A 20,434-nucleotide genomic window follows, 5' to 3' on the forward strand; every position below is an offset into this window, starting at 1 on the left:
CTGCCGGCGTTCCGGGCTACAAAAGCCCTGGGCCGCCTAGGCGGCAATTCCGGCGCATGAAGAATGCTGGCAGGCTGGTTCGTGCCCGATATGGTATTTTCTTCGCTTCCGGCAACGGAAAACGCGACGAAAACCTTCCATCAGGCTTTATCTCTCTTGGCCAAGGCGTCGTCGATGATCGTTTTGGCCGCCAGAAACGCGGCCTCTATAGCCATTTCGGAGGTATCAAGCAAGTGCGCGTCGGCGGCGGGCTTCAGCGGCGAGTCGGCGCGGCCCATGTCGCGCTCGTCGCGGCGCCCGATATCGGCGAGGATTTCGATGAAATTGGCAGTACCGCCGATGCTCTCGATCTCCGCCAGCCGGCGCTGCGCCCGCACCTCGGCACTCGCCGTCACATAGAGTTTGATGTCGGCGTCGGGGCACACGACGGTGCCGATGTCGCGCCCGTCAAGCACGGCGCCTGGCGGCGTTTTGGCGAAATCGCGCTGCTTCTCGACCAGGATGCGCCGCACCGTCGGGTAAACCGCGACCTTCGACGCCGCTTCGCCGACCGCATGTGCCGAGAGAACCGCCCGGTCGAGCTTTGCCAGGTCGACCTGGCGTGCGGCGGTTTCGGCTGCCGAGACGTTGTCGAGCGGCAGCGCATGCTGGAGCAGCGCATAGGCGACCGCGCGATAGGTGAGGCCGGTGTCGAGCAGGTTGAGGCGATAATGGTCAGCAAGGCGGCGGGCCAACGTGCCCTTGCCGGCGCCTGCGGGGCCGTCGATGGCGATCGTGAAGACGTGGGTCATTGATAGGCCAACGAAAGGCACAGGCGTCGCGATCCTTCGCGCCCCCCTCTGTCCTGCCGGACATCTCCCCCACGAGGGGGGAGATTGGCAGTTCTGGCGCCCCGCTCAATTCTGCAACGTTGGTGACTGGCGAAAGCCGCGGCGACAGCTGATCTCCCCCCTTGTGGGGGAGATGTCCGGCAGGACAGAGGGGGGCGCTGTCCCGCCAACATTTCAGTTTGGCCCAGGCCCATTACCCAATCTCCGCGCCTAGCCCCTTCATCAGCCCCATGAACTCCGGAAAGCTCGTCGCGATCATCGCAGCGTCGTCAATGGTCACCGGCTTTTCCGTCGCCAGTCCCATGACGAGAAAGCTCATGGCGATACGGTGGTCGAGATGGGTCTGCACGGTCGTGTCCTGGCCGTTGGGATGGCCACCTAGGCTCCTGCCGTCAGGCTTGCCGCGTACGGCCAAGCTTGCCTCACCCTCGGTGCAGTCGACGCCATTGATCTTCAGCCCGTTGGCGACCGCCGACAGCCGGTCGGATTCCTTGACCCGCAGTTCTTCCAGCCCCTGCATCAGCGTCTCACCCTCGGCAAAGCTCGCCGCCACCGCCAGCACCGGATATTCGTCGATCATCGACGGCGCCCGCTCGGGCGGCACGGTGACGCCCTTGAGCTCGGAGTAGCGCACGCGCAGATCGGCAACGTCCTCGCCGCCGGCATTGCGCGGGTTCAAGATGTCGATCTGGCCGCCCATTTCCTGCAGGGTCAGAAGCAAGCCCGTGCGGGTCGGGTTCATCAGCACGTTCTCGATCACGATGTCCGAACCGGGCACGATCAGTGCCGCGACCAGCGGGAAGCCGGCCGAGGACGGGTCGCCGGGCACCGCGATGATCTGTCCTGTCAGCTTGCCCTGGCCCTCGATGAAGATGTGGCGCACGCCGCGCTCGTCAGTCTCGACCGACAGATTGGCGCCGAAACCCTTGAGCATCTTTTCGGTGTGATCGCGCGTCATCACCGGTTCGATCACCGTGGTGATGCCCGGCGTGTTGAGGCCGGCGAGCAGCACGGCTGACTTGACCTGCGCCGAGGCCATCGGCACGCGGTAAGTGATGGGTGCTGCGTGCTTCGGCCCATGCAGCGTGATCGGCATGCGGTCGCCGGGCGTTGCCTTCAGCACCTGCACGCCCATCTGGCGCAAGGGTTCGAGCACGCGACCCATCGGCCGGCCCGACAGCGAGGCGTCGCCGATGAAGGTCGTTTCCATGTCGTAAGTGCCGACAAGTCCCATGGTGAGGCGCGAGCCGGTGCCGGCATTGCCGAAGTCGAGCGGGCCTTCCGGCTGCAGCAGCGCGCCATTGCCGGTGCCGCGGATCACCCATTCGGCGCTGCGCTTCTCGATATGAGCACCCATCGCCTTCATGGCCGCGGCCGTGCGCATCACATCCTCGCCTTCCAGCAGGCCGGTGACACGGGTTTCGCCGGAGGCAAGGCCGCCGAACATCATGGAGCGGTGTGAAATCGACTTGTCGCCCGGCACGCGGGCGGTGCCTGAAAGGGCTGGGGATTTGCGGGCGGTGGCCGGCTTGGCAGCGGCGGCGTGAGACATGGAATTTCCCTGGACGGAATGCCGGCGCACCGGCGCTTTTCATTTGTTGCGGCGGTCTCGTATCACGGCGGGCACAAATGGTCATCCCCATGGTCGTCACTTGGCGCGAGGCCTTTCAGGACTTGGTTTTGTGACGCCGGCTTTTCGCTTTGACAGCGCGGTAAACTCTGGTTATGGGGACCACTCTTTTATTGACGAGGCTTGCCGTGGCAAAAAACGAACTTGGCACAAAGCGTGTCGACCCTGAGACGGGTCGAAAATTCTACGACCTGAACAAGGACCCGATCGTCTCGCCCTATACGGGCAAGACCTATCCGCGTTCCTATTTCGAGGAAGGCAAGATTGCCGCCATCGAAGAGGAAGAGGAAGTGGCCGAGAAGGAAGTAGACGCCGAGGAAGAAGAAGGCGTTGAAGTCGTCTCGCTTGAAGAGGCCGACGACGATGCCAAGGGCGGAAGCGACGACCTTCCCGATCTGGGCGATGACGAGGACGATGTCGACCTCGGCGACGACGAGGACGATACTTTCCTTGCCGACGAAGAGGAAGAAGACGACGACGTCGCCGACATGATCGGCGTCGGCGACGACGACGACGAGGTCTGATCGGCCGCGGGCATATGCGCCCGCAGGCTTTCTTGAGCTGTGACGAAAAAGCGGTTCTTGCAGGCTTGATATTCAGGGAAGGCGGGGTTAGAAGCCGCCTGCACTAAACGGCGCGGCGTTGAAAACCGCGCCGGACCTCTACGCCGGCAACGGCGCCGGCTGACTGCCGGAGTGGGGCCATAGCTCAGTTGGGAGAGCGCTTGAATGGCATTCAAGAGGTCGTCGGTTCGATTCCGATTGGCTCCACCAAACAGTCTCTTTCCGACGCTCGGTTTCGCGGCATTCATGCTGGTCGCCTGCCAGTCGGCTCCTGAACCAGCCCCCGCTCCTGAACCTCAGCCCGTTGCACCGGCCATGGTTTCTCCTCCGGATGGTGCAGCCGTCCTCGATCCGTCTGTCAGGGTCATGCCCCCCGGCGAGGGCATCCCGGCCAAATATGTCGCATTTTCCGGCATATGGGGCGGGCAATTGGACGGGATGTATGACGGCAAGCTCGCAGTGCTGACGATTTCGCGCGGTGGCAATGTCACCGCCACCTACGCCTGGGGCGATATCGCCGACAACAAACCGGGCGTGGCCGACGGCGAAGGCAAGATTTTCGGCAACACGTTGAAACTGCGACGCCTTCCCAATGGCGGGGATGTAAGCGCGGTCATGCAGGCGGACGGAACGCTGGCCGTTACCTATGGGCTTGCCGACCGCACCTATACGGGCATGTTCACCAAGCAATAGTCGCGAGAATGGCCATGGCCGGGCCGAGGTCCGGCCTCGATCAGTGCAGGCCGAATTCGCGCAGCAATTCCTCGCGATAGCGCACGAAGCGGGTTTCGCTGCGCTCGCGCGGGCGTGGCAGGTCGATGTCGATCAACCGCGCCGCGCCGCCTTTCTCCTTGGGCAGGATCAGTACCCGGTCGGCAAGATAGATTGCCTCTTCCAGATCGTGGGTGACCATCACCATGGTGACGTTCTCCTCACTCCAGATGCGCGCCAGTTCCTCCTGCACGCCGATCTTGGTCATGGCGTCCAGCGCCCCCAGCGGCTCGTCGAGCAGAAGGATCTCCGGCTGGACAGTAAGCGCCCGGGCGATGCCGACGCGCTGTGCCATGCCGCCTGAAAGCTGGCTCGGATAGGCTTGGGCGAATTCGGCAAGGCCGACCAGCGCGATGTAGAAGCGGGCGCGTTCCTCGGCTTCTTGCTTCGGAACGCCGCGCACTTCGAGGCCGAAGGCGACATTGCCGAGCACGCTCAGCCACGGCAGCAGCCGTGGCTCCTGGAAGATCACGGCGCGCTCGGCGCCGACGCCATGCACCGGCTGGCCGTCGATAGCAACGCCGCCGCTGTCGGCCGCCTCCAGCCCGGCAAGAATGCGCAGCAGCGTGGTCTTGCCGGAGCCGCTGGCGCCGACGATGACAAGGCATTCCCCCGAACGGATGTCGAGGTTGAGCGTCCGCAGTACGGCAAGCTGGCGCCCGCCGAGGCTGAAGGATTTGGAGAGGTCGCGGATCGAGACCTCTCCGCCGCGGTTGGTGCCGGTCATCTCATCTCTCTGCTATTTTCAGGGCTCAGTTAGTCTTGGTTTCGCCGGGCCGGTACAGAATGTCGGCGGCCTTCAGCTTGCCCTTGGCCAGGCGGCCGTCGCGCTCCAGAACGGCGACCCAGAAATCGATGTCGCGATCGGTCGCCTGCGCACCTTCACGCAAGCCGAAGCCGGTCCAATAGCGGGCGAGATCGCCGTTTTCGCCACGCTTGTTCAAGATGTTGGCCACCACCTTGCGGGCTTCGTCCGGATTCTGGCGCGACCAGTCTGAGGCGCGCGCCGACTGTTCGACGAAGTTGCGCGCCGCATCCGGATTTGCGGCAATGAAGTCGCGCCGGAGCACGACGAAGCCGCCGGCGAGTTCGCCGAGCACATCGGTGTCGTCGAACACACCGCGCACGCCGCCATTGGCGACCAGCGCGCCGGCGAACGTCGCCTGCCAGTAGCCGAGCCCGGCAATATCGACCTGACGCGAGCGCAAGGTCTGTTCCAGCTGCGGACCGGGCACAACGACGAGATTGGCGGCATCCGGCGGCAGGCCGACGCTGTGCAGGGCTTCGCGCACCGTATAGTCGAGATGGGCGCCAAGTGTGTTGACCGAGATGGTCTTGCCGGCGATGTCGGCGATCGATTTGATCGGGCTGTCTTCCAGCACGTAAAAGACGCTCTTTACATCCTTGTTGATGCCGTTGCTCGGATAGGCTGCGACGAAGTCGTTGCCGCCCGATATCGAGTTGATCACAGCTGCCGTCGCAGCCGAACCGAGGTCGACGCTACCGGAGGACAGCGCAAACAGCGATTCCGGCCCGCCAGAGGCATAGCCGACATTTTCCAGCTCGACGCCGAGCCCCTTGTAATAGCCGAGTTCGTCGGCCAGTTCATGCGGCGAGATGGAGCCGCGGCTGGCAAGATAGCGAAATTTTACCGGTGCGGTTTCGGCAAAAGCGAGGCGCGGCAGGCCGGTGGCGATGAGGCCAGCGGCAAGCGGTGCGCGGGCAAGCAGAGAACGGCGGGTGATTGTCATGGATCCGGTCTTTCCTGGGTTTGAGGGAGGCCTGGGTTGAGTTGTGGGCTGTTCAGTTGGCAGGACTGCTCCAGCGGCAGAGCCGCCGCTGCAGTGCGACCAGCGCCTGGTTGGCGATCAGGCCGAGGCCGGCGAGGATGACGATTGCCGCAAACATCAGCGGGATCTGGAAATTGTACTGCGCGTTCATCACCTGGAAGCCGATGCCCTTGTTGGCGCCGATCATCTCGGACGCGATCAGGAGCAGCAGCGCGGTGGTGGCGCTCAGCCTCAGGCCGACGAAGATCGACGGGACGGCGCCCGGCAGCGCGACGCGGCGAAACACGGTGAGCCGGCCCGCGCCGTAGACGCGGGCCATTTCGAGCAGTTTGGGATCGACTTCCTTGACGCCGCTGGTGGTGTTGAGCAGCAGCGGAAACAGGGTTGCCCAGAAGATGACGAAGATCTTCGAGGTTTCGCCGAGCCCCAGCAACAGGATGAACACTGGATAGAGCGCCAGCGCCGATGTCTGCCGGAACACCTGCAGGATCGGATCGAGCGCGGTTTCGACCGGGCGCACCTGGCCCATGAACAGGCCGAGCGGGATGGCGACGGCGACGGCTGCGGCAAAGGCAATGCCGGCGCGCTGCAGGCTGATGGCGATGTCGCCGAGCAAACTGCCGCCGGCAAGCCCTTTCCAGAGTGCCGCGACGATCATGTCCAGCGGCGGCAGCACCGCCGCGTTGACCCATCCGGCGCTGCTCGCCACCTGCCAGAGCAGCAGGAAACCGGCAAGCACGCCGTAGCGCGACAGGACGCGGGTAGCCGTCTGGCTGCCGAGGCGCAAGAAATCCGCGCCGAGACGGTTTTCGTCTCGGTTCGAGCGGAGCGTAATCGGTCGTTCGAGATGCTGCAGGGTCATCGCTTCATCTTTCCGTTACGAGATCATTCGGCGGCAAGGACGGTCGAGCGGGCGACGGTCCATGGGTTTTGCGGACGCCTGAGACCGAGATTCTCGCGCAGTGTCCGGCCTTCATAGGCCGTGCGGAACAGGCCGCGCCGTTGCAGTTCGGGAATGACCAGGTCGACGAAATCGTCGAGCGCGCCGGGCAGCCAGGGCGGCAGGATGTTGAAGCCGTCGGCCGCCTCGCTGGTGAACCATTCCTCCAGCTGGTCGGCGACCTGCGTGACGCTGCCGACGATGGTGTAGTGGCCGCGCGCCGTCGCCACCCATTGATAGAGCTGGCGGATGGTGAAGTTGTGCTCGTCGGCAATCTGCCGGATCAATGCCTGGCGGCTCTTCATGCCTTCAGTCTCCTTGCTCGGCGGCAGCGGGCCGTCGAGCGGATAACCCCTGATATCGAGCGTCTGGCCGGCGAGCCCGTTGAGCAGCGCGACACCGTCCTCGGGCAGGATCAGGTCGTTGAGCTGCTGGTATTTGGCGCGGGCTTCTTCCTCGGTGCGACCAACGAAGGGCGCAACGCCCGGCATGATCAGCACCTGGTCGGGGTCGCGGCCAGCTTCCGCCACGCGCGCCTTGATGTCGCGGTAGAATTCCTGCGCCGTCTCCAGCTTCTGATGGGCGGTGAAGATGACTTCGGCCGAGTGCGCGGCAAGCCCGCGTCCGTCTTCGGATTGGCCGGCTTGTACGACAACCGGATGACCCTGCACCGGGCGCGGCACGTTGAGCGGGCCCTTGATGCTGAAATGCTCGCCCTTATGGTCGATGTCGTGCAGTCTGTCCTTGTCGTAGAAGCGGCCCGACTGCTTGTCGCGGATGAAGGCGTCGTCCTCCCAGCTGTCCCACAGCGCCTTGACCGTCTCGACGTGCTCATGCGCCCGCGCATAGCGCTCGGCATGGTTGGGCTGGACGTCACGGTTGAAATTGCGCGCCGTCTCGTCGCCGGCCGAGGTCACCACGTTCCAGCCGGCGCGGCCGTTCGACAGAAGATCGAGCGACGCGAATTTGCGCGCCAGCGTATAGGGCTCCTCATAGGTGGTGGAGGCCGTGGCGATGAAGCCGAGATGCGTGGTCAGCGGCACCAGCGCCGCGAACAGCGTCACCGGCTCGAAGCCGGCGATCTTGGCATTGCCGCCTTCGCGGGCGCCGAGGCCGACGGTCAGGTTGTCAGCCAGGAAATAGGCGTCGAACAGGCCGCGCTCGGCGGTCAGCGCCAGCTGCTTGTGGAACTCGAAATTGGTGGCGCCGTCGGCCGGCGCATCGGGATGGCGCCATGCGGCAATGTGCTGTCCGCCGCCGGGCAGGAAGGCGCCGAGCTTGATCTGCCGCGGCTTGCTCTGGGATTTACTGGATCGGGTCATTGCAGGCGCGTCCTTCTGGTCGATGCGGGAAGGGAGGTTGCATGCTGATCTTCAGGCGGCGCGGACGACGCTGTAGGGCACGCCGGCCACGCGGCATGCCTCGGCCACTGCCTGCCGGGCTCGCGCCTGGACGGCTTCGGAGACCAGCACGCCATTGGCGAAATCCTTGTCCGAGGCGTAGATCGCGGTCGGCAAGGTCTGCGCTTCGAAGAAGCCGAACAGCGGCCGCAACTGGTGCTCGACGACAAGGGAATGGCGCTCGCCGCCACCGGTCGCCGCCAGGATGACCGGCTTGCCGCGCAGCGATGACGGGTCGAGCAGGTCGAAGAAGTGCTTGAACAGACCGGTATAGCTGCCTTTGAAGGTCGGCGAGCCGACCACCAGCACATCGGCAGCCAGCAGCTGGTCGACAATGGCGTGGGCCGCCGGATCGAGATCGTCAAGGTTCTTTGCGAGCGGAAAGGACGGGCCGAGATCCTCGATGTCGAAAACGCTCAAGGCAGCGCCGGCACGGCTCGCCACTTCGCCGGCAATGTGGCTGACGAAAGCCTTGGTCTTGGACGGACGGGTCAGGTTGCCAGACAACCCCACCACCAGCTTTCTCGACATTTTGCGGCTCCTTGCACGACGGTATGTGCATTAAGGCTACCGATTTTGTAGAATTAAATGAGCGAGAAGATTTCAAAACCAGCCCGTCAAGCGAATGGAGTTTGCGGCACATCGCCTTTCCTTGGTTCATTTGGCCCAAAAGCGGCGCGGCCGATGCCGGTCGATATCCGCTGGCTCCGACAAATGGACAATCCGGGTGCCTTGCACGCCAATGGGTATTGTGACGCAGCCGTCAAGGGTCGGCGCCATTGACACTGCGTTGCTTGAGAGTCGATTGAACCCAATCGCGGGGGCGACGAAGTAGGGACCTGCAAAGAACAGGATGCACGCATGAAAAAGATCGGCTTTCTTTCCTTCGGCCATTGGTCGCCCTCGTCGCAGTCGCAGACGCGCTCGGCAGCCGATGTGCTTTTGCAGTCGATCGACCTGGCCGTTGCCGCCGAGGAACTCGGCGCCGACGGCGCCTATTTCCGCGTCCATCATTTTGCCCGCCAGCTGTCGTCGCCGTTTCCGCTTCTGGCGGCGGTCGGCGCCCGCACCAGCCGCATCGAGATCGGCACCGCCGTCATCGACATGCGTTACGAGAATCCGCTCTATATGGTTGAGGATGCCAGCTCTGCAGACCTGATTGCCGGCGGCCGGCTGCAGCTCGGCATCAGCCGTGGCTCGCCGGAACAGGTGATCGACGGCTGGCGCTACTTCGGCTACGTGCCGCAGGAAGGCCAGAGCGATGCCGACATGGCGCGCAGGCACACCGAGGTTTTCCTGGATGTGATGCGCGGCGAAGGTTTTGCCCAGCCCAATCCGCGGCCGATGTTCCCCAATCCTCCTGGGCTGCTGCGGCTGGAGCCGCTTTCGGCCGGCCTGCGCGACAGGATCTGGTGGGGCGCCGCCACCAATGCCACAGCCGAATGGGCGGCAAAGCTCGGCATGAACCTGCAAAGCTCGACGCTGAAGTTCGACGAAAGTGGCCAGCCGCTCCACATCCAGCAGGCCGAACAGATCCTCGCCTATCGTGCGGCATGGAAAGCTGCCGGGCATAAGCGCGAGCCGCGCGTATCGGTCAGCCGCAGCATCTTCGCGCTGGTCGATGACCGCGACCGCGCTTATTTCGGCGGCAATGACAGCGAGGATCACTTTGGTTACATCGAGCCGGAGAAGCGCGCCGTGTTTGGCCGCACCTACGCGGCAGAGCCTGATGTGCTGGTCAAGCAGCTGAAAGAGGACGAAGCCATCGCCGAGGCCGACACGCTGCTTCTGACCGTCCCCAACCAGCTCGGCGTCGAATACAACGCCCATGTCATCGAGGCGATCCTGAAGCACGTCGCGCCGGCTCTCGGCTGGCGCTGACAACCAATAGCCGTTGTTCAAGCAAATACGGCCGGGCAGTCATTAGCGATGACGGCCCGGCCGATTGGTTAATGCATCTCCTGAGAGATCACGCTGTTACGCGTCTGCCTTGAATGTCTGCTTCTGCTGGCCGAGCCCCTCGATGCCGAGCTCAACCACGTCGCCGGCCTTTAGGAACACCGGCGGCTTCATGCCGAGGCCGACGCCGGGCGGCGTGCCGGTGGAGATGATGTCGCCGGGGTGCAGCGACATGAACTGGCTGAGATAGGAGACGAGATAGGCAACGCCGTAGACCATGGTCTTGGTCGAGCCGTTCTGCATGGTCTTGCCGTTGACGGTCAGCCACATTTTCAGGTTCTGCGGGTCGGCCACTTCATCCTTGGTGACCAGCCACGGGCCGGTCGGGCCGAATGTGTCGCAGGACTTGCCCTTGGTCCACTGGCCCTGGCGCTCGGCCTGGAAGGCGCGCTCGGACACGTCATGGGCGACGGCATAGCCGGCGACATAGTCGAGAGCATCGGCCTCGCTGACATATTTTGCCTTTCTACCGATGACCACGGCAAGCTCGACCTCCCAGTCGGTCTTTTCCGAGCCGCGCGGGATCAGCACGTCGTCATCCGGGCCGACGATGGCCGAGCTGGCCTTCATGAAAATGATCGGCTCCGGCGGCACGGTGGCGCCGGTTTCGGCGGCATGGTCGGAATAGTTCAGCCCGATGCAGATGAACTTGCCGGTGCCGGCAACGCAGGCGCCGAGCCGTGGGCTGCCAGACACCGCCGGCAGCGACTTCGGATCGAGCTTCGACAATGTCTCGAGCGATGCCGGATCGAGCGCCTTGCCGGCAATGTCGGAGACATGACCTGAAAGATCGCGGATCGTTCCATCCGCATCGAGCAGACCGGGGCGTTCATTCCCTATCTCGCCATAGCGCAGCAGTTTCATCTTGCTCTCCAAATTGCGGCCCAAGGCCGTTTTCAAACTCACTCCGCCAACGCGACGAGGGGCGGACTCTGGCTATCGGATCCGACCTTGGGCAAGCCGGACTTAAGGACTGCTCGATCCCGCGGATCGAGACTATTGCTCAGATCGACCAGCCGCCGTCGATATTGTAGGCCTGCCCCGACGTGTAGGTGGCACCGGCGAGATAGACGGCAAGGTCGGCGATTTCCTCGGGCGTGCCGAGACGGCCCATTGGCTGGCGGGCGATGAAGGCGGCCCGCGCCGCGTCATAGTCGCCCTGCGCATGCATACGGTCCTGCAGCGACGGGCTTTCGACAGTGCCGGGGCAGATGGCGTTGCAGCGAATCCCCTTGGCCACATAGTCGGCGGCGATTGCCTTGGTGAGACCGATCACGGCCGCCTTGGTGACGCCATAGGCGAAGCGGTTGGGCACGCCCTTGCCGGCGCCGGCAACCGAAGACATGTTGATGATCGAGCCGTCGCCGCGCTCCAGCATGCCGGGCAGCACGGCGCGAATGGTGCGGATCATGGCGCGGACATTGAGGTTGAAGGCGAAATCGAGATCGGCCTCCTTCATCTCCAGGATCGAGCCTGAATGAACGAAGCCGGCGCAGTTGAACAGCACGTCGACGCGGCCGATTTCGGCGAAGCCCGATGTCACGGCATCATCATTGAGAACGTCGAGCTTGCGTGTCTTGATCCCGGATGACCTGGCGAGTTCGGCCAGCAGCGCCTCGTTGATGTCGGTGGCATGGACGATGGCGCCTGCCTTGGCGAAGGCCAGCGCGCTCGCCTTGCCGATGCCTTGCGCCGCCGCCGTGACGACAACGACCTTGCCCGCCAGATCCGCCATGCTTTTCTCCTCGCCTCTTGGTCAACCGGATTTACGGAAGGCTGACCGGGGCGTCCTGTGCCAGACAGGCGCGACTATGCGGCCTGCGCTATCCATCGGTCCACGAATATAAATGTTTTTTCTGGTTAAAGAACACTTGCCCGGGCGTCAAGCCCCGAACGTGATCACCTTCGTGACCGCCCATGTAATGGATATGATTTGCTCTGGCGCAACAACATGTATGACAACAGGACAATGAGTCACGCTGCCTTGGTTTGTTGAGGGCACGAAGTGCCTATCAGTCGCCGTAAGGAACCCAGACGTTCTTGACCTCGACGGCGCGCCGCAGCAGGGCATCGCCGGCGGCTTCATCGGATGCCCAGTCGAGGCTGCGGCCATTGCCGGTCCAGACCCGCTTGAGATTGCCTATCGAGTCGGCCTCCGCCTTGGCGCAGGTGTCGGCGTCGGCGAACAGCCAGAGCCCGTCGACATCGTCGTGCTTGGCCAGCACGCCGGCAAGTTCCGCCGTGCGGCCGGTAACGATGTTGATGGCGCCGGCCGGAACGTCGGAATATTCGATCACCTGATAGAGATCGGTGGCGAGCAGAGGGTATTTTTCCGACGGCACCGCAACCACGGTGTTGCCCATGGCGAGTGCGGGTGCCACCAGCGAGATCAGGCCGAGCAGTGGCGCGCTGTCGGGTGCGACGATGCCGACGACACCGACCGGCTCGTGCAGAGCGAGCGTGACCGCGCGGGCGGGCGGCTGATGCACCCTGCCCTCGAACTTGTCGGCGAGGCCGGCATAGAGGAAGAGGCGCTCTATCGACTGCTCCACTTCTTCCCGCGCGGCCTTGGCGTTGGCGCCGGTGAGTTCGGCAAGCCGGGCGGCGAACTCATTGGCTCGGCCGGACAGATTTTCGGCGAGGTAATAGAGCACCTGGGAACGGTTGTAGGCGGTCGCCTCGGGCCAGGCCTTGCAGGCGCGCGCCGCCGCAACGGCATCACGGATATCCTTGCGGCTGCCGAGACCAACTTCACCGGCGAGCTTGCCCTTGGCGGTGGCGACGGCAAGCGAATAATTGCCATCGGGCCGCACCTGCTTGCCGCCGATGAACAGCTTTGCCGTGCGATCGATGGCGCCGCCATCCGATTGCTCGACAGGCTGTGCCGAAGACGCCGCCGGCTTGACCACCGGGCCAAGCGGCAGCTTTGCCGTAAGATATTCGAACATGCCCTCGCGCCCGCCTTCACGGCCAAAGCCGCTTTCGCGGTAGCCGCCGAAGCCGCAGGCGGCGTCGAACATGTTGGTGCCGTTGACCCAGACGACGCCGGCCTTCAGCTGCGGCGCGACATGCAGCGCAAGGTTGATGTTCTCGCTCCACACCGAGGCGGCGAGGCCATAGCGCGTGTTGTTGGCGAGCTCGATCGCTTCCTCGGTGTTGCGGAAAGTCATGGTTGCCAGAACCGGGCCGAACACTTCCTCCTGCGCCAATATGTTAGCCGGCGAAACGCCGGTGGCGAGCGTCGGCAGATGGAAATAGCCGGAGGAGGGCAGTGCGGCATCCGGCTGCCAGCAGACGGCGCCCTGTTTTGCGCCTTCGGCGACCAAGCCTTTGACCCGGTCGAGCTGGGTGGCGTCGACCAGCGGGCCGATATCGGTGTTCTTGTCCAGCGGGCTGCCGACGCGCAGCCGGCTCATCCTGACCTTGACCTTGGCGATCAAGGCTTCGGCGATGCCTTCCTGCACCAGAAGACGCGAGCCGGCGCAACAGACCTGGCCCTGGTTGAACCAGATGCCGTCGACGAGGCCTTCGACGGCGCTGTCGAGGTCGGCATCCTCGAAGACGATGAAGGCCGACTTGCCGCCGAGTTCCAACGACAGTTTCTTGCCGGACCCGGCAGTGGCCTTGCGGATGATCTTGCCGACTTCGGAGGAGCCGGTGAAGGCGATCTTCTGGATGCCGGGATGGTTGACGATGGCCACGCCCGCTTCCGGCCCGCCCTGGACAATGTTGACGACGCCCTTCGGCACGCCGGCGCGCTCGCAGATTTCGGCAAACAGGATAGCGGTGAGAGGCGTGAATTCGGCCGGCTTCAGCACCACAGAGCAGCCGGCGGCAAGGGCCGGCGCGATCTTCCAGGCCAGCATCAGGAGCGGGAAATTCCAAGGAATGATCTGACCGACGACACCGACACCCTTGTGGCCGGGGAAATCCTTGTCCAGCGCCTGCGCCCAGCCGGCATGATGGATGAAATGGCGGATGGCCAGCGGCACGTCGATGTCGCGGCTTTCGCGGATCGGCTTGCCGTTGTCGATTGTCTCAAGCACCGCGAACAGGCGCTGATGCCGCTGCATGGCGCGGCCGATGGCGTAGAGCACTTTGGCGCGCTGGTAGCCAGAGGACGCCGACCATTTCGGCAGCGCCTTGGTCGCTGCGGCAACGGCCGCGTCGATATCAGCAGCGCCGGCATCCGACACCTTGGCCAGCAGCTTGCCGGATGACGGCTCGCTGGTGTCAAAGGTCTTGCCGCCCGCAGCGGCCTTCCAGGCACCGTCGATGAACAGCGCCTTGCCGAAGTCGCGCGCGGCGAGCCAGGCATCGGCCTCGTTGCGGGCTTCCGGCGCCGGGCCGTATTCCATGGCGTGATAGCGTTCAAGGATGTTCATGTGGTGCCTCCTTCACCCTCCCCCTTGTGGGGAGGGTCGATCGGCAAAGCCGATCGGGGTGGGGGGTTTTACGCCATCGCGTGGCGATGATTGGCCGAATAGTGCCCCGTCAGATGGTGTTCGAGCTGGCGCTCTATGTCGGTCAGCAGGCTTGAGGCGCCGAAGCGGAACAGGTCGGGCTCCAGCCACGGCCGTCCGAGCTCTTCCTTCATCAGCACCAGCCAGTCGAGCGAAGCCTTGGCGGTGGAAATGCCGCCGGCCGGCTTGAAGCCGATGAGAAAGCCGGTCTCCTCGAAATAGGCCCTGATGGCGCGCACCATGGCCAGCCCAACGGGCAGCGTGGCGTTGACGCTCTCCTTGCCGGTCGAGGTCTTGATGAAGTCGGCGCCGGCCATCATCGCCACCATCGAGGCCAGCATGACATTGCGCAGCGTGGCGAGATCGCCGGTGCCCAGGATGACCTTCAAATGCGCATCGCCGCAGGCTTCGCGCATCGAGACGATCTCGTTGTAGAGCTCCTGCCATTTGGCGCCGAAGACCAGGCCGCGCGGGATCACGACGTCGATCTCGTCGGCGCCATCGCGGACCGATGCCTCGACCTCCTGAAGGCGCGTCGACAGCGGCGCGAGGCCATGCGGGAAGGCGGTGGAGACGGCAGCGACATGGATGCCGGTGCCGCGCACGGCGTCAACAGCCGTAGCGACGAACGGATGATAGACGCAGACCGCAGCCGGGCGGATTTTTTCGCCCTCTATGCCAAGTCCCTCGACGATGTCGCGGCGGAACGGGTTGATCGCCTTGGCGCAGAGCCGGCGCACGCGCTCTTCGGTGTCGTTGGAATTCAGCGTCGTCAAATCCATGCAGGAGACGGCGCGCAACAGCCAGGCAGCCTGGTTGTCGGCCTTGATCGAGCGGCGCTTGGTCAGGCTTGCGACGCGGCGCTCCAGCGCCGAGCGGTTGACTGAGCGCACCGATTCCATGAAGCCTAGATCGAGCCGCATGCCGGTGTTGCGGGCAATGCCGTGCGACTGTGGGACAGGCGTGTTGGCTGCCGCCCGCGCCGGCAACGGCGTGACCTTGGACGCGCCGAGATCGGCTTCGCGGATTGTGCTGCTCATCTCCTGCCCTTTCGCTCGACGATTTTACGCCGTGTCGTTCCTCCCGAACCGCAGGGCGGTTTGGGGCGACACACGCCGAAGATAGACCGTGAATCGATGCTTCACGAGTCCTTCAAGCGGTCATAGCGGAAAAAGGCGACGAAAGCAGCTGAATTTTGACCACATGGTCAAAACGCGAATCCGACAGCGGAGGCGCCGAAGCGCCGGCTGATGTCAGCCGACGAAGGCGCGCTCGACGACGAAGGTCGAGGGATGGCTGAGCGAACCTTCATGGAAGCCGAGGCTTTCGGCCAGTTCCTTGACGTCCTTCAGCATGTGCATCGAGCCGCAGATCATGATGCGGTCGGTTTCCGGATTGAGCTTCTCGATGCCGAGGTCGGCGTAGAACTTGCCGGAGCCGATCAACGCGGTAATGCGGCCCATGCGCGCCGACTCTTCGCGGGTCGTCGAATTGTACAGGGTGACGCGGCCGCCGGTCAGTTCGCCAATCAGCGGGTCGTTCTCAAGCGCGGCCACCAGTTCCTGGCCATAGATCAGTTCGGCATTGTCGCGGCAGGTGTGGGTGAGGATCAGCTGATCGAACTTTTCATAAGTGTCGGGGTCGCGCAGCAGGCTGGCGAAAGGCGCGATGCCGGTGCCGGTCGAGATCATGAACAGGCGCTTTGCCGGGGTCAGCGCGTCGACCACCAGCGTGCCGGTCGACTTCTGGCGCATGATGACGGTGTCGCCGACCTGGATTTTCTGCAAATGCGAGGTCAACGGACCGTCCGGCACCTTGATCGAGAAGAATTCCAGCTCTTCGTCCCAAGCCGGGCTTGCCACCGAGTAGGCGCGGTATACAGGCTTTTCGGCATTGGGCAGGCCGATCATGACGAACTCGCCGGAGCGGAAGCGCAGCGACTGCGGCCGGGTGATGCGGAACGAGAACAGGCGGTCGGTGTAGTGCCTCACCGAGACGACGGTTTCGGCATAGACATTGGCCGGAATCGGAAATTCCAGCGGACGGGCGCCGGCGGTGTTGAACGCGGTTGTTGTGTTCATCAAATCCAACCTTCTGGCCCTGCTCGGAAACGTGAGCGCCAAACTCTCTCCTGCGCGCCCGGACCATTCAGGTCCCTGCGTGCTGTTCACACACTCCAAAGCGGTAAGCTCTTGTGTCCGAAATTTATTAGTATACAAACGATATTTGTGTCAAGATACCACGCTAAAACAGCTTTCCAAACTGTGGCATATTCGTAGTCCTGCCATTTCGGGTTTCGACAATGAAAGAGAATTTTTCGGTGCAGCAGCCGGATTCCCTGGGTAACGTCGTTGCCGGCATCGATGTCGGCGGAACTTTTACCGACCTCATCTTGATCGACGGAAAAGACGGCGGAAAGGTGCATATCGCCAAGACGCCGACCACGGTCGACAACCAGGCTTTCGGCGTGGTTTCAGCGCTTGGCGCCACCGGCTTTGGCATAGACGGCATCGACCTCATCGTGCACGGCACGACCACCACAACAAATGCAGTGCTGGAGCGCCGACTGGCGAAAACCGGCATGATCACCACACGCGGATTTCGCGATGTGATTGAGCTTGGCCGCCGCACACGGCCACAGCCCTACGGCATGACCGGAAGCTTCGTGCCGATCATCCCGCGCGATCTCCGGCTCGAAGTGTCGGAGCGCGTCGAGGCCTCGGGCGCAGTGCGCACAGCGCTGGACGAGGAAGAGATGCGCGCGGCGGTGAAGGCGTTGGTCGACATCGGCTGCGAATCCCTCGTCATCCATTTCCTGCATTCCTATGCCAACCCCAGGCATGAGCGGCGCGCCGCCGAAATTGCCGCCGAACTCTGGCCGAATGGGTACATCACCACCGGCCATGCGCTGCTGTCGGAAGCACGCGAATTCGAACGCGGGGTGACCGCCGCGGTCAACGCCTCGGTGCAGCCGATCCTCGAGCGTTATGTCGAGCGGCTGCGCACGGAGTTGGCTGCCAAAGGCTATGCCCGCGACTTCCTGATCATGAACGGCAATGGCGGCATGATCTCGGCCCGCTTCGTTACCCGGGAGTCGGCCAAGACCGTGATGTCCGGCCCGGCCTCCGGGGTCATCGCCGCCGCCTATACGGGCAAGCGCGCCGGCTTCGAGAACCTCGTCACCTACGACATGGGCGGCACCTCTACAGACGTGGCGCTGATCCGCAATGCGGAGCCTGCGGTCTCCAACGAGATCGAGATCGAATATGCGATGCCGATCCATGTGCCGATGGTGGCGGTGCATACGGTCGGCGCCGGCGGCGGCTCGATCGCCCGCGTCGATGCGGCCGGCCTGATCCAGATCGGCCCGGAAAGTGCCGGCGCCAATCCCGGCCCGATCTGCTACGGCCGCGGCGGCCTGGAGCCGACCATCACGGACGCCAATCTGGTGCTCGGACGGCTGGCGCCGAAGAAGCTGCTGGCGGTCGAAAATCCGGTCACCGTCGAGCGCGTCACCGGCATCTTCGAAGACAAAATCGGCAAGGCCACCGGGCTCTCCGGCGTCGAGGCGGCGGGCGCAATCCTGCGGCTCGGCAACATGAAAATGGCCGGCGCCATCCGCATGGTCTCGGTGTCGCGTGGCCATGATCCGCGCGATTTCGCGCTGTTTGCCTTTGGCGGCGCCGGGCCGCTGCACGCCTCCGCGCTGGCGCGTGAACTCGGCCTGCCTCGCGTGCTGGTGCCGGCGCGCCCAGGCATCACCAACGCGCTCGGCTGCGTCGTCGCCGATCTGCGCCACGACTTCGTCAACACCATCAACCAGCCGGTCGCCGTGCTCGATGAAGCCAGGCTTCGCGAGGTGCTGGAACGCCACCGTAGCGAAGGCGAGGAGCTGATCGGCAAGGAAGCGGTGAAGCCGGAAACGATCCGCGTCACCCATTCCGCCGACATGCAGTTTGTCGGCCAGACCCATATCATCAACGTGGCGCTGCCGTCTTCGTCGGTGACCCGGAGCGAACTGCAAGCGCTGTTCGAAAGGGCCTATTTCGCTCGCTTCAAGGTCGAATTGCCGGAGATCCGCGCCAATCTGGTCAATCTCAACACCTCGGTGACCGGCGTCCGCCCGGCGATCGACCTGTCGCGGCTGATCGACCCGGCCGGGCGCGCCAAAACGCTGGACGAGGCGCGGCGCGAGATCAGGCCGGTCTGGTATGCCGGACGCTGGCACGAGACGCCGGTCTATGCGCGCGAAATGCTGCCGCTCGATGCCGTCATCGAGGGGCCGGCGATCCTCGAGCAGATGGACGCCACCACCGTGCTCGAACCCGGCGACCGCGCGCGCTCGGACGCCGACGGCAACATCATCATCGACATCGGCGAGGCCTGAGATGCAAAAGCTCGACGCCATCACGCTTTCGGTCCTCCAGGCAGCCCTCCAGCAGGTCTGCGACGAAATGGACCTGACCTTTTCGCGCGCCGCCTTCTCGCCTGTGATCGCCGAGGCCAATGACCGCTCCGACGGCATCTATTCCGCCGTCGATGGATCGCTGATCGCGCAAGGCAGCCAGGGCCTGCCGGTGTTCGTCGGCGTCATGCAGTATTCGACGAAAACGGTGATTGAGATGATCGCCGACGGCCGCTGCCTGGCGCCCGAGCCGGGCGACATCTACATTGTCAACGATCCCTATCTTGGCGGCACGCATCTGATGGATGTCCGCTTCGCCATGCCCGTCTATCGAAACGGCAAGATATTTTGCTGGCTATCGAATACCGGCCACTGGCCCGATATTGGCGGCTCCGTGCCGGGTGGCTTTTCAGCATCGGCCACTGCCGTCGAACAGGAAGGGCTGCGGCTGCCGCCGGTCAAGCTGTTCAAGAAGGGCGTGCTCGATCCCGAGATTTACGCCATCATCTGCTCCAACATCCGCGTTGCAGACCAGCGCATCGGCGATATCCGGGCGCAGGCCGCGGCGCTGCTGATCGGCCAGGATCGGCTCAATGGAATCCTGGATCGTTACGGCGACGAAACTGTCGTCGAGGCGATCGCCGAACTGCGCCGCCGCGCCGCCGAACAGATGCGCGCCAACATCGCGGCCATCCCCGACGGCACCTACCACTCCGAAGCCTTTGTCGACTCGGACGGCGTGGTCAACGAGCCGCTGACCATCGCGCTCGCCTTGGAGAAGAAGGGCGACACGCTGACCTTCGATTTCGCCGGCTCATCTAAGCCCTGCGCCGGGCCGATGAACAGCGTGCTGGCGACGACCCTTTCGTCGGTCTACCTCGCCATGCGCCATATTTTCCCGGACGTGCCGATCAGCGCCGGCGCCTTCGAGCCGCTGATCGTCAAGCGGCCGGAGGGCACCTTCCTCGACGCGAAATACCCACGCCCGGTTTCCGGCTGTGCGGCTGAAGTCTCGCAGCGCATCGCCGAAGCGGTGTTCGCGGCGATGGTGCAGGCGCTGCCGGAGAAGGTGACGGCGGCGCCCGCCGGTTCCAGCGGCAATTTCGCGCTTGGCGGCAACGACCCGGCACGCGGCCGCGACTATGTGATGTACCAGATTTCCGGCGGCGGCTATGGCGGCAATGCCGGCCATGACGGGCTGACCCATGGCTGCTCGACCATCGGCATTTCGAAATCGCCGCCGGTCGAGATCATGGAGCAGGCGTTTCCCGTGCTCTACCGCCATTACGCCTTGCGCGAAGGCTCGGGCGGCGCCGGCAAGCAGCGCGGCGGTTTCGGCCTGGCCTATGAGGTAGAGATCTTGCGCGGCGAGGCGCGTGCCTCCTTTGTCATGGACCATGGCCGCTTCGGCCCGCAAGGCGCGCTGGGCGGCAAGGATGGCGCACCGAATACAGTGACCGTGGTCCGGGGCGGCGAAGAACATGTGCCGCCGCATCTGTCCAAGGAGCAGGACATCGCGCTCAGGGCCGGCGACCGCGTGCGCGTCGGCACGCCAGGTGGCGGCGGCTATGGCGATCCGCATGAGCGCGATCCGAAACTGATCGCCGAGGATGTCCGGCTTGGCTATTATACCGAAGAGCAAGCCAGACACTTGTTCGGAGTCTGATACGCCAACGGTCCCGA

Annotated in this window: 17 protein-coding genes and 1 tRNA gene; 6 read left to right on the top strand and 12 right to left on the bottom strand. The window is 64.0% G+C overall.

Annotation, left to right across the window (positions count from 1 at the left end; genetic code table 11):
* Window positions 1-140 precede the first annotated feature (140 nt).
* Window positions 141-791, bottom strand: coding sequence for a (d)CMP kinase (cmk, locus tag ACWTU9_RS02805; RefSeq protein ID WP_455856985.1), 651 nt, complete (start codon window positions 789-791; stop codon window positions 141-143).
* A gap of 232 nt (window positions 792-1,023) precedes the next feature.
* Complete coding sequence (gene aroA, locus ACWTU9_RS02810) at window positions 1,024-2,382, bottom strand: 3-phosphoshikimate 1-carboxyvinyltransferase (protein ID WP_455856986.1); 1,359 nt, start codon at window positions 2,380-2,382, stop codon at window positions 1,024-1,026.
* A 206-nt stretch (window positions 2,383-2,588) separates the two neighbouring features.
* Here aroA and ACWTU9_RS02815 point away from each other — a divergent pair, with 206 nt between their 5' ends.
* The 3 genes from ACWTU9_RS02815 to ACWTU9_RS02825 all read left to right on the top strand — a co-directional run bounded on the left by ACWTU9_RS02815 (window position 2,589) and on the right by ACWTU9_RS02825 (window position 3,716).
* Complete coding sequence (locus ACWTU9_RS02815; RefSeq protein ID WP_142867911.1) at window positions 2,589-2,984, top strand: TIGR02300 family protein; 396 nt, start codon at window positions 2,589-2,591, stop codon at window positions 2,982-2,984.
* A gap of 173 nt (window positions 2,985-3,157) precedes the next feature.
* Window positions 3,158-3,233 (top strand) — tRNA-Ala (locus ACWTU9_RS02820).
* A gap of 105 nt (window positions 3,234-3,338) precedes the next feature.
* The gene (locus tag ACWTU9_RS02825) at window positions 3,339-3,716 is read left to right on the top strand and encodes a hypothetical protein (protein ID WP_454576015.1); all 378 of its coding nucleotides are present in this window, start codon (window positions 3,339-3,341) and stop codon (window positions 3,714-3,716) included.
* Window positions 3,717-3,756: 40 nt separating this feature from the next.
* On the opposite strand, the gene ACWTU9_RS02830 is transcribed toward ACWTU9_RS02825, so the two are convergent.
* The 5 genes from ACWTU9_RS02830 to msuE are packed head-to-tail and all read right to left on the bottom strand — an operon-like array spanning window position 3,757 to window position 8,455.
* Window positions 3,757-4,521 carry an ABC transporter ATP-binding protein gene (locus tag ACWTU9_RS02830; protein ID WP_455856987.1) on the bottom strand — a complete coding sequence of 255 codons (765 nt, stop codon included), beginning with the start codon at window positions 4,519-4,521 and terminating at the stop codon, window positions 3,757-3,759.
* A 25-nt stretch (window positions 4,522-4,546) separates the two neighbouring features.
* Window positions 4,547-5,545: an ABC transporter substrate-binding protein gene (locus tag ACWTU9_RS02835; RefSeq protein ID WP_454587456.1), complete on the bottom strand. Its 999-nt coding sequence runs from the start codon at window positions 5,543-5,545 to the stop codon at window positions 4,547-4,549.
* A gap of 52 nt (window positions 5,546-5,597) precedes the next feature.
* On the bottom strand, window positions 5,598-6,446 hold the full coding sequence (locus tag ACWTU9_RS02840) for an ABC transporter permease (RefSeq protein ID WP_455856988.1): 849 nt from the start codon (window positions 6,444-6,446) through the stop codon (window positions 5,598-5,600).
* A gap of 23 nt (window positions 6,447-6,469) precedes the next feature.
* The gene (locus ACWTU9_RS02845; RefSeq protein WP_455856989.1) at window positions 6,470-7,846 is read right to left on the bottom strand and encodes an LLM class flavin-dependent oxidoreductase; all 1,377 of its coding nucleotides are present in this window, start codon (window positions 7,844-7,846) and stop codon (window positions 6,470-6,472) included.
* A 51-nt stretch (window positions 7,847-7,897) separates the two neighbouring features.
* Window positions 7,898-8,455: an FMN reductase gene (gene msuE, locus ACWTU9_RS02850; protein WP_455856990.1), complete on the bottom strand. Its 558-nt coding sequence runs from the start codon at window positions 8,453-8,455 to the stop codon at window positions 7,898-7,900.
* A 330-nt stretch (window positions 8,456-8,785) separates the two neighbouring features.
* On the opposite strand from msuE, the gene ACWTU9_RS02855 reads away from it, so the two are divergent.
* Window positions 8,786-9,805: an LLM class flavin-dependent oxidoreductase gene (locus ACWTU9_RS02855; protein ID WP_455856991.1), complete on the top strand. Its 1,020-nt coding sequence runs from the start codon at window positions 8,786-8,788 to the stop codon at window positions 9,803-9,805.
* A 96-nt stretch (window positions 9,806-9,901) separates the two neighbouring features.
* Here the strand turns inward: ACWTU9_RS02855 and ACWTU9_RS02860 are convergent, their stop codons facing one another.
* From ACWTU9_RS02860 to ACWTU9_RS02880, 5 genes are all read right to left on the bottom strand, one after another.
* On the bottom strand, window positions 9,902-10,747 hold the full coding sequence (locus ACWTU9_RS02860; protein WP_455856992.1) for a fumarylacetoacetate hydrolase family protein: 846 nt from the start codon (window positions 10,745-10,747) through the stop codon (window positions 9,902-9,904).
* Window positions 10,748-10,886: 139 nt separating this feature from the next.
* Window positions 10,887-11,618, bottom strand: a complete 732-nt coding sequence (locus tag ACWTU9_RS02865) for an SDR family oxidoreductase (RefSeq protein ID WP_455856993.1) — start codon at window positions 11,616-11,618, stop codon at window positions 10,887-10,889.
* 277 nt (window positions 11,619-11,895) lie between these two features.
* Window positions 11,896-14,268 (bottom strand): aldehyde dehydrogenase family protein, encoded by a 2,373-nt coding sequence (locus ACWTU9_RS02870; protein ID WP_455856994.1) that lies wholly within the window; start codon window positions 14,266-14,268, stop codon window positions 11,896-11,898.
* Window positions 14,269-14,336: 68 nt separating this feature from the next.
* Window positions 14,337-15,386, bottom strand: coding sequence for a deoxyribose-phosphate aldolase (gene deoC, locus ACWTU9_RS02875; RefSeq protein ID WP_454587448.1), 1,050 nt, complete (start codon window positions 15,384-15,386; stop codon window positions 14,337-14,339).
* Between the two features lie 213 nt (window positions 15,387-15,599).
* Entirely contained in the window at window positions 15,600-16,427 is an 828-nt protein-coding gene (locus tag ACWTU9_RS02880; RefSeq protein ID WP_455856995.1) for a ferredoxin--NADP reductase, read from the bottom strand.
* A 221-nt stretch (window positions 16,428-16,648) separates the two neighbouring features.
* Here ACWTU9_RS02880 and ACWTU9_RS02885 point away from each other — a divergent pair, with 221 nt between their 5' ends.
* Both ACWTU9_RS02885 and ACWTU9_RS02890 read left to right on the top strand, forming a co-directional pair.
* Window positions 16,649-18,733: a hydantoinase/oxoprolinase family protein gene (locus tag ACWTU9_RS02885; RefSeq protein WP_455856996.1), complete on the top strand. Its 2,085-nt coding sequence runs from the start codon at window positions 16,649-16,651 to the stop codon at window positions 18,731-18,733.
* 1 nt (window position 18,734) lies between these two features.
* Window positions 18,735-20,417, top strand: a complete 1,683-nt coding sequence (locus ACWTU9_RS02890) for a hydantoinase B/oxoprolinase family protein (protein WP_455856997.1) — start codon at window positions 18,735-18,737, stop codon at window positions 20,415-20,417.
* The last annotated feature ends 17 nt before the right edge of the window (window positions 20,418-20,434 follow it).

Source organism: Mesorhizobium sp. 128a (assembly GCF_053848025.1).